Source organism: Candidatus Pseudomonas phytovorans, from assembly GCA_029202525.1.
In the GTDB taxonomy this organism is placed as follows: Bacteria; Pseudomonadota; Gammaproteobacteria; order Pseudomonadales; family Pseudomonadaceae; genus Aquipseudomonas; species Aquipseudomonas phytovorans.
The window spans coordinates 2,129,179-2,144,732 of the sequence record CP119325.1 but is presented as its reverse complement, the minus strand read 5'-3'; the positions used below and the strand labels follow the sequence as shown (position 1 = coordinate 2,144,732).

General features: G+C 62.0%; 14 protein-coding genes. 1 reads left to right on the top strand and 13 read right to left on the bottom strand.

What is annotated here, in order from left to right:
* Positions 1 to 93 precede the first annotated feature (93 nt).
* From astE to acs, 13 genes are all read right to left on the bottom strand, one after another.
* A complete protein-coding gene (gene astE, locus P0Y58_09580) occupies positions 94 to 1,101 on the bottom strand; it encodes a succinylglutamate desuccinylase (GenBank protein WEK32422.1) in 1,008 nt (335 codons plus the stop codon).
* A gap of 10 nt (positions 1,102 to 1,111) precedes the next feature.
* Positions 1,112 to 1,402, bottom strand: coding sequence for a topoisomerase II (locus tag P0Y58_09575; protein WEK32421.1), 291 nt, complete (start codon positions 1,400 to 1,402; stop codon positions 1,112 to 1,114).
* A 13-nt stretch (positions 1,403 to 1,415) separates the two neighbouring features.
* Positions 1,416 to 2,765: an N-succinylarginine dihydrolase gene (astB, locus tag P0Y58_09570; protein WEK32420.1), complete on the bottom strand. Its 1,350-nt coding sequence runs from the start codon at positions 2,763 to 2,765 to the stop codon at positions 1,416 to 1,418.
* Between the two features lie 23 nt (positions 2,766 to 2,788).
* Positions 2,789 to 4,252 carry a succinylglutamate-semialdehyde dehydrogenase gene (astD, locus tag P0Y58_09565; GenBank protein ID WEK32419.1) on the bottom strand — a complete coding sequence of 488 codons (1,464 nt, stop codon included), beginning with the start codon at positions 4,250 to 4,252 and terminating at the stop codon, positions 2,789 to 2,791.
* On the bottom strand, positions 4,253 to 5,281 hold the full coding sequence (gene astA, locus P0Y58_09560; GenBank protein WEK32418.1) for an arginine N-succinyltransferase: 1,029 nt from the start codon (positions 5,279 to 5,281) through the stop codon (positions 4,253 to 4,255).
* Between the two features lie 78 nt (positions 5,282 to 5,359).
* Entirely contained in the window at positions 5,360 to 6,379 is a 1,020-nt protein-coding gene (aruF, locus tag P0Y58_09555; GenBank protein ID WEK32417.1) for an arginine/ornithine succinyltransferase subunit alpha, read from the bottom strand.
* Between the two features lie 135 nt (positions 6,380 to 6,514).
* Positions 6,515 to 7,735, bottom strand: coding sequence for an aspartate aminotransferase family protein (locus P0Y58_09550; GenBank protein WEK32416.1), 1,221 nt, complete (start codon positions 7,733 to 7,735; stop codon positions 6,515 to 6,517).
* Between the two features lie 518 nt (positions 7,736 to 8,253).
* Positions 8,254 to 9,234 carry a transcriptional regulator ArgR gene (argR, locus tag P0Y58_09545; protein ID WEK32415.1) on the bottom strand — a complete coding sequence of 327 codons (981 nt, stop codon included), beginning with the start codon at positions 9,232 to 9,234 and terminating at the stop codon, positions 8,254 to 8,256.
* Positions 9,235 to 9,332: 98 nt separating this feature from the next.
* On the bottom strand, positions 9,333 to 10,097 hold the full coding sequence (locus P0Y58_09540; protein WEK32414.1) for an ATP-binding cassette domain-containing protein: 765 nt from the start codon (positions 10,095 to 10,097) through the stop codon (positions 9,333 to 9,335).
* Between the two features lie 22 nt (positions 10,098 to 10,119).
* Entirely contained in the window at positions 10,120 to 10,818 is a 699-nt protein-coding gene (locus P0Y58_09535) for an ABC transporter permease (GenBank protein ID WEK32413.1), read from the bottom strand.
* Positions 10,815 to 11,504: an ABC transporter permease gene (locus P0Y58_09530; protein WEK32412.1), complete on the bottom strand. Its 690-nt coding sequence runs from the start codon at positions 11,502 to 11,504 to the stop codon at positions 10,815 to 10,817. Before P0Y58_09530 ends, P0Y58_09535 begins: the two co-directional genes overlap by 4 nt.
* 88 nt (positions 11,505 to 11,592) lie before the next feature.
* Positions 11,593 to 12,378, bottom strand: a complete 786-nt coding sequence (locus P0Y58_09525) for an ABC transporter substrate-binding protein (protein ID WEK32411.1) — start codon at positions 12,376 to 12,378, stop codon at positions 11,593 to 11,595.
* 516 nt (positions 12,379 to 12,894) lie between these two features.
* The gene (acs, locus tag P0Y58_09520) at positions 12,895 to 14,856 is read right to left on the bottom strand and encodes an acetate--CoA ligase (GenBank protein ID WEK32410.1); all 1,962 of its coding nucleotides are present in this window, start codon (positions 14,854 to 14,856) and stop codon (positions 12,895 to 12,897) included.
* Positions 14,857 to 15,254: 398 nt separating this feature from the next.
* On the opposite strand from acs, the gene P0Y58_09515 reads away from it, so the two are divergent.
* A complete protein-coding gene (locus tag P0Y58_09515) occupies positions 15,255 to 15,509 on the top strand; it encodes a DUF2790 domain-containing protein (GenBank protein WEK32409.1) in 255 nt (84 codons plus the stop codon).
* Positions 15,510 to 15,554 lie beyond the last annotated feature (45 nt).

The following is a 15,554-nucleotide window of genomic DNA, read 5'->3' as shown; positions in this document are numbered from 1 at the left end:
AATTACCGCCTATGGGGAGGGAAAATGGAACAGGCGGTGAATTAAAAGGTTTTCATCATGAATGGGATCCGAAACCGCGCAACCCACGCGGCCTCAGCCCAGCCGCTGCCCCGAATCCGGCACGATCAGGATGCCGGCCCGTAACCCGTTCCTGACCTTGGGGTTGGGGAAGATAATACGCGTGCCCTCCTCCTCGACCACCCAGCGCGTCTCGGCCAGGTCTTCGGCCAGCAGGTAACCCTTGCTCAGCTCGGAGAAGTTCTCGATGTCCGCCGGAAGGTGCAGGTGAAAGCTGTCACTGTGCTTGATGATCTCGCGGGACACACTGAACAGTTGCAGGCCATCCAGCGAGCCTTCTCCCTCTGGCTCGGTGCCTTCGATGATCTGGATCAGGCGCTGCTCCAGCCGGTCGAGGTTGACCTGCTCGTTCTGGCCAAACGGGCGTGCCTTGCCCAGCTCCAGAGTGAAGGCTTCGGCCTCCAGCTGCTCATAGGTAAAGGCACTGAAGGTGATGGAGGACTTGCTCTGCAGCAGCACCGCTTCCATACCAGCCGCCGCCAGGCGCGCCAGCTCACGACGGGAGTGCTTGCGCCCCTCTTTATAAGGGTACAAAGCGAATTGCTCGATTTTCGAACCGCGGATGGCGGTATGCAGGTCGTAATGCAGGCGGCTGCGCCCCGGCTTGCTGAAGAACACCCGGGCGAACTGCTCAAGCTCCGCGGCACGCAACGCCTCAAAACCACTGGAAAGCTCATGGCGGCCGTTGAACAGCCGATTGATGTCCTGCTCGATGAAGCGCTCGCCTTTGCGGATCGCCACCGGGTTGCCGAACAGGAACAGCAGCCGTGCCTTGGGCTTGATCTTGCCGCTGGCCACACCGTGCAGCAGCCGTTCGAGCAACTCGATCGGTGCCGTTTCGTTGCCATGAATGCCGGCGGACAAGAGCATATCCAGCCCGCAATCCTCGCCTTCGGCAGGGCGCACTTCAAGCGCGCCCTCCCCCAGCCAGCGCAAACGCGCGCCCTTGGGTGTCACTTGGGTCTTCTCGGCCGGTTCGTGATCGGTGAGGGTCAGATCAAGCAATTTGCCAAGGGCGAGCATAGGTACTTCCTTAGTGGTGGTGGCCGCAATCGGGGCCATGGACGTGATCGTCGTCTTCGCCAACTTCGGCCGGCTCCATTTCCAGCTGCAGGCTGACCAGGTTGGTGGCCATCGGGCGCAGCAGCAGGTTGGCGTATTCGGTGTCGTCTTCGTCGACGTCCACACCGATCAGCAGCTGGCCACGACCGTCTTGCTGAATCCACACTTCCTTGCCTTGCCACACCACGGCAAAGCGGGTGCAGGAGGTTTCGAGCTGGGTGCCATCTTCATCTTCAAGGATCAGGCGCAGGGCATCGGTCATTACAATTCTCTCTTCATGGTTGGCGTTGGAACGGATATACCGGGCCCAACTTCAGGATCTGGGTCAATTCGTCCAGTGCCGTACGGCATTCCACCAGCAGTTGCGGGTCGGCCAGGTCTGCCTCGACGAGGCGATCGCGGTAATGCTTGTCGACCCACTGGACCAGGGTGTCGTATAGCGGGGCGGTCATGATAACGCCTTGGTTGACCGCCGCCAGTTCCGATTCCTTCAACGCCACGCGCAAACGCAGGCAAGCCGGGCCACCGCCGTTCTGCATGCTTTGCTTGAGGTCGAATACCTTGACCTCCTTCACCGGGCCACCCTGGCTGGTCAGCTGGCTCAGGTAGGCCCAGACCCGCTCGTTGTTGCGGCACTCTTCCGGCACCACCAGCAGCATGGAGCCGTCATCGCGGCTGAGCAGCTGGCTGTTGAACAGGTACGAACGCACTGCGTCCTCAACCGCCACCGCCGCCCGTGGCACACAGATGGCCTGGAGGTTGCCTCCCTTGCTGGCCAGTTTAGCTTGCAGCTGGCCAAGCACCGCGTCGGTCTCAAGGAACGCGTCCTCGTGGTAGAACAGCACTTCGCCATTGCCCACCGAAATCACATCATTGTGGAACACGCCCTGATCAATCACAGCCGGGTTCTGTTGAGCGTAGACCACACCGCCATCGCTCAGCCCATGCAGCCGGGCCACGGCCTGGGAGGCTTCCAGGGTTTGTCGGGCCGGGTACTTCTGCGGTGCCGGGTAACGGCTGTCAAAGGCGCTGCGGCCATACACGAAGAACTCCACGCCTGCATCGCCATAGGCGCGGCAGAAGCGCGTGTGGTTGGCCGCGCCCTCGTCACCGAACTGTGCCACGGCAGGCAGCGCTGCGTGGTGGGCAAAGTGTTTCTCGTTGTTGAACATGGCGCCCAGCACACGGCTGGTGGTCGGATGCTCGATGCTGCGGTGATATTTGCAGTTCAGGTTGGCAGCGGTGAAGTGCACGCGGCCATCAGCCGTGTCGGCACTGGGGCTGACCGTGGCCGCGTTGGCCACCCACATGCTCGACGCCGAGCAACTGGCGACCAGCAGCGGCATGGCCTCCCTGGCGGCGCGCTGGATCACTTCGGCATCGCTGCCGCTGAAGCCCAGCCGGCGTAGAGCGGCCACATCCGGTCGCTCCTGCGGGGCCAGCACGCCCTGCTTGAAGCCCATGTCGGCCAGCGCTTTCATTTTTGCCAGGCCTTGACGCGCGGCTTCGCGCGGGCTGGAACCCTGCTGGCTGTTGCTTTGCGAAGCCACGTTGCCGTAGGACAGGCCGCCGTAGTTGTGGGTAGGCCCCACCAGGCCATCAAAATTCACTTCATAGGATTTCATCGGCTAGGCTCCGTGACCTGTTGTTATAAGGTGACGCCCGGCGTCAGGGTCGCCGGCAAGGCAAGGCTGGGGGTCTCCAGCGAAGCCACGGGGTAAGCGCAGTAGTCAGCCGCGTAATAGGCACTGGCGCGATGGTTGCCGCTGGCACCCACACCACCAAACGGCGCACTGCTGGCGGCGCCGGTCAGTTGCTTGTTCCAGTTGACGATGCCGGCGCGGCTGCGCAGCCAGAAGTACTGGTAGCGGGCACGCGAGTCGGACAGCAAGCCGGCGGCCAGACCGTACTGAGTGTTGTTGGCCTCATTGATGGCCGCATCGAAGTCGGCATAACGGATGACCTGCAGCAGCGGGCCGAAGAACTCTTCGTCCGGGCGCTCGACCACGCCTGTGACATCGACAATACCCGGGGTCAGCAGCGCGGCACCGGCCTGCGGCTGGGTCATTTCCAGCAGCTTCACACCACCTTTGGTGGCCAGTTCGGCCTGGGCCGCAAGCAGCGCTCGCGCCGCCTGCAGCGAAATCACCGAGCCCATGAACGGCGCCGGCTGCTCATCGAACGCACCCACCGTAATGGTTTTGCACACCTCGACCAGGCGCGCGATCAGCGAATCACCCCAGGCACCTTGCGGCACCAGCAGGCGCCGTGCGCAGGTGCAACGCTGGCCGGCGGAAATGAACGCCGACTGGATAATGGTGTACACCGCGGCGTCGAGATCTTTGACCTCGTCTACCACGAGCGGGTTATTGCCGCCCATTTCCAGGGCCAGAATCTTGTCCGGGCGACCCGCGAACTGCTGGTGCAGCAGGTTGCCGGTGCGGCTGGAGCCGGTGAAGAACAGGCCATCGATCCCCGGGTTGGCGGCCAGCGCCACGCCGGTTTCACGCCCACCCTGCACCAGGCTCAACACGCCCGCCGGCAGGCCGGCGGCGATCCAGCAGTTGACCGTCAGCTCGGCGACCTTGGGCGTCAGCTCGCTGGGCTTGAACACCACGCAGTTACCCGCCAGCAACGCTGGCACGATATGGCCATTGGGCAAGTGACCGGGGAAGTTGTAGGGGCCGAACACCGCCACCACGCCATGGGGCTTGTGCCGCAGCACGGCCGTGGCGTCAGCCAGCGGGCCGCTCTTTTCCCCGGTGCGCTCACGGTAGCTTTGCACTGAAATCGCCACCTTGTTGATCATGCTGGTAACTTCGGTGGCCGATTCCCACAGGGGCTTGCCGGTTTCCTCACCGATGCACTGGGCCAACGCTTCGGCGTGCGTTTTCAACTGATCGGCGAACTTCTCCAGCACATCGATGCGCGCTTCCAGGCTCAGTTGCGCCCATGCCGGAAAAGTCTGGCGCGCTGCCTGCACCGCGGCGCCCACCTGGCTGGCGTCAGCGCCCTGCCCCTGCCAGACGACAGCCTGTGTCACCGGGTTCAGCGACTGCAGGGTTTCACCCTGCCCAGCCAGCCAATTGCCTGCAATGTAATGCGTGGTCATTTACTGGGCCTCCCGGTTGGCCGACAGCGGCACGGCACGCACATTGTCGCCGGCGCCCATGCGCAGACGCTTGGCGGTCAACGGGTCGACCACCAGGGTACCGGCGGCCAGCCGTGCAGGAGCCGCGGTGATGCGGCAATCGTCGCGCTTGCGGTTGTGGATGATGTAAGGGGTAGCGTCATCGCCCGGCGTGCCCACCGCCAGTACAAGGGTCTGGCTCTCGCGCACGGCGCGGATCTTGGCGGTGTCACACTCGATGGCGGGGCCTGCGTCAAAGATGTCGACATAACCCTGGTAGTTGAAACCTTCCTGCTTGAGCATGGCCAGCGCCGGTTCGGTGTCGACGTGCACCCGACCGATCACGTCGCGCGCAGCCTCGGACAAAAAGCAGGTGTACAGCGGGAACTTGGGCATCAGCTCGGCGATGAACGACTTATTGCCCACGCCGGTCAGGTAGTCCGCCTGACTGAACTCCATCTTGAAGAAATGCCGGCCAAGGCTTTCCCAGAAAGGCGAACGCCCCTGCTCGTCGGACATGCCGCGCATTTCGGCGATGATCTTCTTGCCGAACAGCTCCGGGAACTCGGCAATGAACAGCATGCGCGCGCGTGACAGCAAGCGGCCATTGAGCCCGGAGCGATGGTCGCTGCGCAGGAACAGCGAGCACAGCTCGGAGTTGCCGGTCAGGTCGTTGGCAAGGAACAGGGTGGGGATTTCGCGATAGATCTTCAGCTCCTGCGAGGCGCTGACGGTCAGGCCGACCCGGTAGTTGTACCAAGGCTCGCGCAGGCCGACGGCACCGGCGATTGCACTGATGCCGACCACCAGGCCTTCGTCGTTTTCCAGCACGAACAGGTAGTCGGTGTCGCCACGCTCGGCTTCGCCACGGAAGCTCTTTTCCGCCCAGCCAACGCGATGCCCCAGGCGTTCTTCGTTGGCCGGCAGCGTGGTCAGCCCGGTGGTGCCGGTGCTGCGTGCCAATTCGATCAACGCAGGCAAATCGCTGCTGCGTACAGGACGAACGATCATGCTATCTCCTTGTGCGGCGGCGTTGGCCGGCGCAAAACTCTTCTAACGCATCAATCCCGAAACGTCTGTTACCAGACCTCAGACCGCGACCAGGCGCACGCTGCCACCCTCGCCCACACCCAGCGCGTCGGCCGCAGCCGCGCTCAGGCTGACCGGCTTGCCGGGCACCCAGTCGAGGTCCAGCAGTACCGCGCGGTAGTCTTGCAACTGGCCATTGCACACCAGGTAAGGACGCCCCCCTTTACCTGCGGCTTCCTCGATTTTCACCGGCGCCGACCGGCTCTGGGAAATCGAACGGATACCCGATGTACGCGCATGCAGGGTCGGGCCGCCGTCGAAGATGTCGATGTAGTGCTCGGTTTCGAAGCCTTCGCGCATGAGGATGTCGAACGTGATCTGCGCACGCGGGTGCACCTGGCCCATGGCTTCCTGCGCCTCATCGGGCAGCAACGGCACGTAGATCGGGTAGTGCGGCATCAGTTCGGCGAGGAAGGTACGGCTCTTCAGGCCACACAGGCGCTCGGCGTCGGAGTAGTTGAGGTCGAAGAAATTGCGGCCGATGGCATCCCAGAACGGCGACTCGCCATTCTCGTCGCTGTAGCCGACGATTTCGGTCACGACCGAGTCGGCGAAACGCTCCGGGTGCGCGGCCATGAACAGCAGGCGACCGCGCGAATTGAGCTCGGCCCAGCCGCTGTTCACCAGCTCCGGCAATACATAGAAGCTGGTCAGCAGGCTGTTGCCGGTCAGGTCATGACACAGCGACAGCACGTGGATCTTGTTGTGGATCTTCAGCTCGCGCGAGGCGTGCACGAACGTTTCGTTACGAAAGCTGTAGAACGGCTCGGAGTAGCCAGCCGAAGCGACAATGGCCGAGCAGCCGGCAAGCTTGCCGGTCTCGCTGTCTTCGAGCACAAAAAAGTAGCTTTCCTCACCGTTGAAGCTGACCTCGGCGGCGAAAGAAGTCTCGGAAGCGGCGATCTTGTCGCCCAGGCGAGCAGTGTCGTCCGGCAGCGAGGTGACACCAATGGGGCTGTCTGCAGCCATGCGCTGCACTTCGTTCAGATCAGCCATTTGCGCGGGGCGCATCACCAGCATGGTGTCACTCCTTTGGAATACGGGCCGCTCACGGCGGCACGGAAAAACGGCAGGTACACAGGCACCTGCAGTGGAATCGGGTATCGCCGGCCAAGCCCGCGAGTGGCCGGGGCCGGCGATGGGACCGCAGGCGGATCAGCCTTTGGTCAGGGCAGCCACAGCGCGCTCGAAGCGGTCCAGGCCTTCATCGATGTCGGCGTCTTCAACCACCAGGCTTGGCGCAAAGCGGACCACATCCGGGCCGGCCTGCAGCACCATCACGCCTTCTTTCTCGGCGGCGTTGAGCACGTCCTTGGCCTTGCCTTGCCAGGCCTCGGTCAGTACGCAGCCGAGCAGCAGGCCAACGCCACGTACCTGGGTGAACAGGCTGTATTTCTGGCCAATCTGTTCCAGACGGGTTTTGAAGCGTGCGTGCTTGGCCTTGATGCCGGCCAGGGTTTCAGGGGTATTGACCACATCCAGCACCGCGCAGGCGACGGCGCAGCCCAGCGGGTTGCCGCCATAGGTGGTGCCGTGCGTACCGACAGCCAGGTGCTTGGCCAGGTCGGTGGTGGTCAGCATGGCGCCTATCGGGAAGCCGCCGCCGAGGCTCTTGGCGCTGGTCAGGATGTCGGGCGTCACGCCATAGTGCTGGTAGGCGTACAACGAACCGGTACGGCCCACGCCGGTCTGCACTTCGTCGAAGATCAGCAGGGCGTTGTGCTCGTCACACAGCTTGCGCGCGCCTTCCAGGTAGGCCAGGTCGGCCGGTACCACGCCGCTTTCGCCCTGGATCGGTTCGATCACCACGGCGCAGGTCTTGTCGGAAATCTGTGCCTTCAAAGCTTCCAGGTCGTTGTACGGCACATGGCTGATGCCGGTGATCTTCGGGCCGAAGCCGTCGGAGTACTTCGGCTGGCCACCGACGCTGACGGTGAACAAGGTACGACCGTGGAAGCTGTTCACGGTGGCGATGATTTCGTGCTTTTCCGGGCCGAAGCGGTCATGAGCGACGCGACGGGCCAGCTTGAAAGCAGCCTCGTTGGCCTCGGCGCCGGAGTTGCAGAAAAACACCCGGTCGGCAAAGGTGGCGTCCACCAGCTTGTGGGCCAGGCGCAGGGCCGGCTCGTTGGTGAACACGTTGGAAACGTGCCAGAGGGTGTTGGCCTGGTCGGTCAGGGCCTTGACCAGTGCCGGGTGGCAGTGGCCCAGGGCGTTTACCGCGATGCCGCCGGCAAAGTCGATCAGCTCGCGACCCGACTGGTCCCACACACGGGAGCCCTCGCCTCGCACAGGAATGAAGGCCGCCGGAGAATAGTTGGGGACCATGACCTGGTCGAAATCGGCACGTTGCACCGGGGCTTGCTCAACGGACATCTGAGTCTCCTGAAGAGGAACGCTGGCCTGGAAGTGGGCGAGCGATGGGGGGATTGTAAGGACTGATCCGCGCCTGTCCTTGCGGCCAAGCGACAACTTGTTACAGCGCAAAACCCGGTTTTGACAAGGCTTTCGGCAATGCGACAAACACTGTCGCAATCGCGCAGTGTACGGGAGAGAGGGTGCTGGGTGAACGGGTGTTCACAGGCAATTCGAGGAAGCAGCAGGTGCAAGTCGTTGTTGTTGCGTTGTGGCGGAAATCGAGCGCCGCCCGCGCGGCGCATCGCGGATAAATCCGCTCCTACATTTGTTGCAACGTGGCCATGCCTGGCAGGCCATGGTTGTCAGCGGTTTGCAAGACTCAAGACATGCACCAGGGCGGGCAACCATGGCGTAACAGGTTCGGCACGTTGCAACAAATGTAGGAGCGGATTTATCCGCGATGCGCCGCGCGGGCGGCGCTCGATTTCCGCCCCACCATCAAACCCAAGGCATACACCCCGGACCCAACCGAAATCTCAGCCTTTTTCGGCGGGCGCCGAGCTCAGCTCGAACGGGCTGCTACTGCGCCGCTGGTTGCGGTCTTCCCGTGGCGTGGCGCCAAAGAAGTTGCGATAGGCACTGGAAAAATGCGGCCCCGAAGAGAATCCGCAGGACAAGCCAATCTGGATGATCGACTTACTGGTCTGCATCAGCATCTGCCGCGCCTTGTTCAGCCGCAGCTCCAGGTAATACTGGCTCGGCACGCGGTTCAGGTACTGCTTGAAGATGCGCTCCAGCTGCCGGCGCGACACGCACACATGCTGGGCAATCTCGTCGGTGGTCAGCGGCTCTTCGATGTTGGCTTCCATCAACAGCACCGCCTGGGTCAGCTTGGGATGGCTCGAACCCAGGCGGTTCTGCAGCGGAATGCGTTGACGCTCGCCACCTTCACGGATGCGCTCCACCACCAGCTCTTCCGACACTGCCCCCGCCAGTTCCGCTCCGTGATCGCGGGCCAGCACGGCCAGCAGCAGGTCGGCCACGGCTAAACCGCCACAGGCAGTCAGGCGATCACGATCCCAGTCGAACAGGTGGCTGGTGGCAATGACCTTGGGGAAGCGCTCGGCAAAATCGTCCTGCCAGCGCCAGTGCACCGCAGCCCGGTAACCGTCGAGCAGGCCCAGCATCGCCAGCGGATAAACCCCGGCAGACAGGCCGCCGATCATGCAGCCACTGCGCGCCAGCTGCTTGAGCGCTGTCGACAAGGCAGGCCCTACCGCCGCAGGCGGCTCGTCAGCAACCAGGAACAGTTTGTGACACCCCTCCAAGCGGCCGGCCCACGGTTCGCCCGGCAAGCGCCAGGCACCCTCTTGCGCAGGCTCGGCCTGCAGGAAGGCCAGTTCGTAGACCACATCCGGATGCACCCGCTGCGCCACCTGCAACACTTCCTCGGCCAGCGCCAGGGTCAAGGGCCTGGTGCCGGGCCAGATGAGAAAACCGATTCGTTGGGTGGTCATAGGGTGCGGTCCGAAACCTGGGAACGTTCGAGTCTGTGCGCCGGGTCAGGCTGCGCTCGTCGCGCAGCATGCCCTATTCTGGTGCAAAAATGCAGCTTTTACTTCAGGCTGCCGGAGAGGAACTGCTTGAGGCGCTCCGACTGCGGATTGGCCAGCACTTCACGTGGGCAGCCAGTTTCTTCCACCAGGCCTTTGTGCAGGAACACCAGCTGGTTGGACACCTCGCGAGCAAAGCCCATTTCGTGGGTCACCACCACCATGGTCCGGCCTTCCTGGGCCAGCGCCTGCATGACCTTGAGCACGTCACCTACCAGCTCGGGATCGAGTGCCGAAGTCGGCTCGTCGAACAGCATAACCTCCGGCTCCATGGCCAGGGCCCGGGCAATTGCCACACGTTGTTGCTCACCGCCGGACATGTGCCCTGGGAAGGCGTCCTTGCGGTGGGCGACACCCACCTTGGCCAGGTAGTGTTCGGCCTTTTCAAGGGCTTCCTTTTTGTTCATGCCCAAAACATGCACCGGCGCTTCGATGATGTTCTCCAACGCAGTCATGTGCGACCACAGATTGAAGTGCTGGAACACCATCGACAGGCGCGAGCGCATGCGCTGCAGCTGGCGCGGGTCGCCGGCCTTCAGCGCGCCGTCTTTGCCGGCGACCAGCTTGAGCTCTTCGTTGTTGAGCAGGATCTTGCCGGCGTGCGGCTGTTCCAGCAGGTTGATGCAGCGCAGGAAGGTCGACTTGCCCGAGCCACTGGAGCCGATGATGCTGATGACGTCGCCGGCCTTGGCCGCCAGGGACACGCCCTTGAGCACTTCATGGCTGCCATAGCGCTTGTGCAGGTCTTGGACTTCGAGTTTGTACATGCTGTCGATTCTCACAAAGCGGTCAGTGCTTGCGCGGCGCCAGGTAGCCGAGCCAGCGGCGTTCGGCCATCTTGAACAGGCGCACCAGGATGAAGGTCAGGCACAGGTAGAACACGCCCGCCGTGATATAGGCCTCGAAAGGCAGGTAGTACTGGGCATTGACCGTGCGCGCGGCACCGGTGATGTCGATCAGGGTGACGATTGACGCCAGGCTGGTGGTCTGCAGCATCATGATCACTTCGTTGCTGTACTGCGGCAGCGCCCGGCGCAGGGCCGACGGCAGCAGGATGCGCCGGTACATCTTCATGCGCGACATGCCCATGGCCTTGGCCGCCTCGATTTCGCCATGGGGCGTGGCCTTGAGGCTGCCGGCGATGATTTCTGCGGTATAGGCACTGGTGTTGATACCGAACGCCAGGCAGGCGCAGAACGTGGCACTGGACAGCAGCGGCCAGAAGATGCTTTCGCGCACCGCTTCGAACTGCGCCAGGCCGTAGTAGATCAGGAACAGCTGCACCAGCATCGGCGTGCCGCGGATCACGTAGGTATAGAGCCAAGCGCTCATGTTCACCACGGGGTGCTTGGACACGCGCATCAGGCCTAGCGGAACGGCCGCCAGCAAGCCGAAGAACAGCGAAATCGCCAACAGCTTGAGGGTGGTCAGCAGGCCACCGAAGTACAGCGGCAGGGCCTCCCAGACAACGTTGTAGTCGAAGATCATAGCTCAACCACCTTGACGCCCACCGAGTAGCGGCGCTCGAGATACTTCAGGGCCAGCAGCGAGACACTGGTCAACACCAGGTACATCGCCGCCACCGCCAGGAAGAAAGTAAAAGGCTCGCGGGTGGCATCGGCCGCCTGCTTGGCCTTGAACATCATGTCCTGCAGCCCGACGACCGAGATCAGCGCGGTGGCCTTGGTCAGCACGAGCCAGTTGTTGGTGAAACCCGGAATTGCCAGGCGAATCATTTGCGGCACCTGGATGCGGAAGAACACCTGGCGGTTGCTCATGCCATACGCCACGCCCGCCTCGGCCTGGCCTTTGGGAATACCGAGGAAGGCACCGCGGAAGGTTTCCGACAGGTACGCGCCAAAGATGAAGCCCAGCGTACCGATACCCGCAACCAGCGGGTTCAGGTCGATGTAGTCTTCGTAGCCGAGCAGCGGCGCCACCCGGTTGATGATGTCTTGCCCGCCGTAGAAGATCAGCAGGATCAGGACCAGGTCCGGAATACCACGGATCACCGTGGAATACAGATCGCCCAGCCAGGCCAGCCAGCGCACCGGCGACAAGCGCAGCGCCACGCCGATCAGGCCGAGCACGATGGCCAGGGCCATCGACGACAGGGCGAGCTGCAGCGTCAGCCACGCCCCGTCGAGGATGACTGCCCCGTAGCCTTTCAACATGATGAGGTCCTCGACCTAAAGAATGAAAAATGGTGCAAACCTCAGAGCCTCTGCTGTTTGCACCATTGCACAGGTGAAACCCGACGTCTTAGTTCGAGTCTGGACCGTAGATGTCGAAGTTGAAGTACTTCTGCTCGATTTCTTTGTACTTGCCGTTGGCACGGATGGCAGCGATGGCTGCGTTGATGCGGTCGAGGTTTTCCTTGTCACCCTTACGCACGGCAATGCCGATGCCGTCACCGAAGTACTTGGCGTCGGTGAAGGCCGGGCCTACGAAGGCAAAGCCCTTGCCGGCGTCGGTCTTGAGGAAACCGTCTTCCAGCAGGGTGGCGTCAGCCACGGTGCCGTCGAGGCGGCCAGCAGCCACGTCCAGGTAGATTTCGTTCTGGGTGCCGTAAGGCACCACGGTGGCACCTTTGGCGCCCAGCACTTCCTTGGCGAAGCGGTCGTGGATCGAACCACGCTGCACGCCGATCTTCTTGCCTTTCAGCTCATCCAGGCTTTCGCTGACAGCGGTGCCGTCCTTCATGACCAGGCGGGCCGGGGTCAGGTAGTAGCGATTGGTGAAGTCGACCGACTTCTTACGGTCATCCGTGATCGACATGGACGACAGGATCGCGTCGATCTTGCGCACCTTCAGCGCCGGGATCAGGCCGTCGAACTCCTGCTCGACCCAGGTGCACTTGGTTTTCATCTGTTCGCACAGGGCGTTGCCGATGTCGTAGTCGAAACCGGCGATGCTGCCATCGGGCTGCTTGAAGGCGAAGGGTGGATAGGCGGCTTCAATGCCGATTTTCAGTGGTTTTTCATCGGCCTGCGACACCAGGGAAAACACAGACAGCGCCAGGGCGCCAAGCAGTGCGAGCTTCTTCATCAGGTAACTCCATCGGTACGGGGCAATACAAGGCAGGTAACAACTGCCCGATATGCGAATGGGTACAACGCGAGCCGCGCAGGGTTCGACCAAGGCCGCAGACCACGAGCGAGTGAGTGGCATTTTAGCGACAGCCCGGTAGTCGATATTTCTTCAAAGCGACAACTACTTACAGAAGCGCTTGAAACCGCTATGGGCGATGTTGACAGCCAATGCAAAATATGCAAAAGCGCAAGAAATAGAACCTATAGACCTAGCAATTCCTGGGCCTATTATTGGCAAAGCCTTGTACTACGGCAAGTGTAGCGTGCTGTGTTGCACAAAATGGCAACGCAAATGCACCGAAACGGGTCGGATTTGTTTCTTCGCGCCCCGAACGCGTGCGGGACCGGTGACAGAACAGTTACCGATGAATGTCGGGTAACAATAAAGCAAAAACCCCGCCGGTTGCCCGGGCGGGGTTTTTCCTCTTGCTGGGCCTGCGCATTCCCTGTGGGAGCGGGTTCACAGCTGCTATCAGGCCGAAGCCAGGTTCATGGCCTTGTGGGTGTCGATCAGGTGCTGCACCACGCCCGGGTCGGCCAGGGTCGAGATGTCGCCGAGCGCATCGTATTCAGCGGTGGCGATCTTGCGCAGGATACGGCGCATGATCTTGCCCGAACGGGTCTTCGGCAGCCCCGGCGCCCACTGGATCACGTCCGGCGAGGCAATCGGGCCGATTTCCTTGCGCACCCAGTTTTTCAGTTCCAGGCGCAGCTGCTCGTTTGCCTCGACACCGGCATTGAGGGTGACGTACACATAGATGCCCTGCCCCTTGATGTCGTGCGGCACACCCACCACCGCAGCCTCAGCCACCTTCGCGTGGGCCACCATGGCACTTTCGATCTCGGCAGTACCCATGCGGTGGCCGGACACGTTGAGCACGTCATCCACACGGCCGGTGATCCAGTAGTAGCCATCTTCGTCGCGGCGCGCACCGTCGCCGGTGAAATACATGCCACGGAAGGTCTTGAAATAGGTGTCGACGAAGCGGTCGTGGTCGCCATACAGCGAACGCGACTGGCCGGGCCAGGAGTCGAGGATCACCAGGTTGCCTTCGGCCGCCCCCTCGATCAGGTTACCGAGGTTGTCCACCAGCGCGGGCACCACACCAAAGAACGGACGGGTTGCCGAGCCCGGCTTGAGGCCGGTAGCGCCCGGCAGCGGGCTGATCAGGATGCCGCCGGTCTCGGTCTGCCACCAGGTATCGACGATCGGGCAACGCTCCTTGCCCACGGTCTTGTAGTACCAGTTCCAGGCTTCAGGGTTGATCGGCTCACCCACCGAGCCTAGCAGGCGCAGGCTGGAACCATCGGCCCCCTCAACAGCCGCCTGCCCTTCAGCCATCATCGCGCGAATGGCGGTTGGCGCGGTGTAGAGGATGTTGACCTTGTGCTTGTCGACAATCTTCGAGACGCGGGTAATGTCCGGGTAGTTCGGCACGCCTTCGAACAGCAAGGTGGTGGCGCCGTTGGCCAGCGGGCCGTAGACGATGTAGCTGTGGCCAGTGACCCAGCCGACGTCAGCGGTGCACCAGTAGACCTCGCCCGGGCGGTAGTCGAACACGCGCTCATGGGTCAGCGCGGCATACACCAGGTAACCGCCGGTGGTGTGCAGCACGCCCTTGGGCTTGCCAGTGGAGCCGGAGGTATACAGGATGAACAGCGCTTCTTCGGCGCCCATTTCCTTGGGTGCGCAGTGGCTGGAAGCCACTTTCATCAGGTCTTCGTACCAGATGTCTCGGTGCTGGTGCCAGGCAATCTCACCACCGGTGCGCTTGCACACGATGATCTTCTGCACGCTTTTGGTTTCAGGGTTGGTCAGCGCCAGGTCGACGTTGGCCTTGAGCGGGGTACGACGGCCGCCACGCACGCCTTCGTCGGCGGTGATCACCACCTTGGACTCGCAATCGATGATGCGGCCGGCCAATGCTTCTGGGGAGAAGCCACCGAATACTACCGAGTGGATGGCACCGATGCGGGCACATGCCAGCATGGCGACCACGGCCTCGGGGATCATCGGCATATAGATGGTAACCACGTCACCACGGTGCACGTCCTGGCCACGCAGGGCGTTGGCGAACTTGCAGACCTGCTCATGCAGTTCGCGGTAAGTGATGTTGCGGTGTTCGGAAGGGTCGTCGCCTTCCCAGATGATGGCCAACTGGTCGCCGCGCTCTTCGAGGTGGCGGTCCAGGCAGTTGGAGGAAACGTTCAGAGTGCCGTCGGCGAACCATTTGATATCGACGTGGTGGTCGTCGAAGGAGGTTTGCTTGACCTTGGTGAAAGGCTTGATCCAGTCGATACGCTGGGCCTGCTCGCGCCAGAAGCCGTCCGGGTTGATCACCGATTTCTGGTACATGGCCTTGTAGGTGGCCTCGTCGGTCAGGGTAGTGGCCGCAACCTCGGGACGAACGGGATACAGTGGAGCCGCACTCATCTGTGTTACCTCGGTGTAATAGTTGTTTTTGTATGGAACCGTTTGTAACTGTACCAGAGCGACAAAAGCCATTCGACGTTGGTAGTAATTTGGTACGCCCGTTCCGGCAAAGCCCTCTAGCTCGGGGGTTACAGCCTGCGGCGCGAAAAATAGAAGGGGGTTAACACAGGATTGTTACAGATTCTGTCAAAACACTTTATCAAAAGACCCACTGTTTCAGCCTTGGCCACCGCCCTAAAATTCACCTCGCCAGCAACGGCAAGGCGATTAACAACTGGTAACAGCCCCCACGAAGGCAAGCGTTAATCTCCCTCTAATCCCGATAGTTAAAACTCGCTGTACTCGCGGCGCCATAAGCGCCGCGTGCCCCCTCACGACCTTAGACAGGTAAATAGAAAATGAAAGCTTTACTGGTATTGGTACTTGGCAGTCTTTGCGGCGCGGCGATGGCCGGCGAAGCCAAAGATGCCGAGCAGATTCCGGTTGAACAGTACAGTTACTCGCAGCACCTGGACATTGCCCGCGTCATTTCCATGAGCGAAGTGCCCAATGTGTGCGAAGTCGTGCCAGCGCGCATGACCTATGAGGACTCCCAAGGCCAGAAGCACATTCTCGAATACCGCGTGATGGGGAACGGCTGCTCTAACGGCTAATCCTTGAGATTGGGGCCCCTGCGGGGCCCTTCGCGGGCTTGCCCG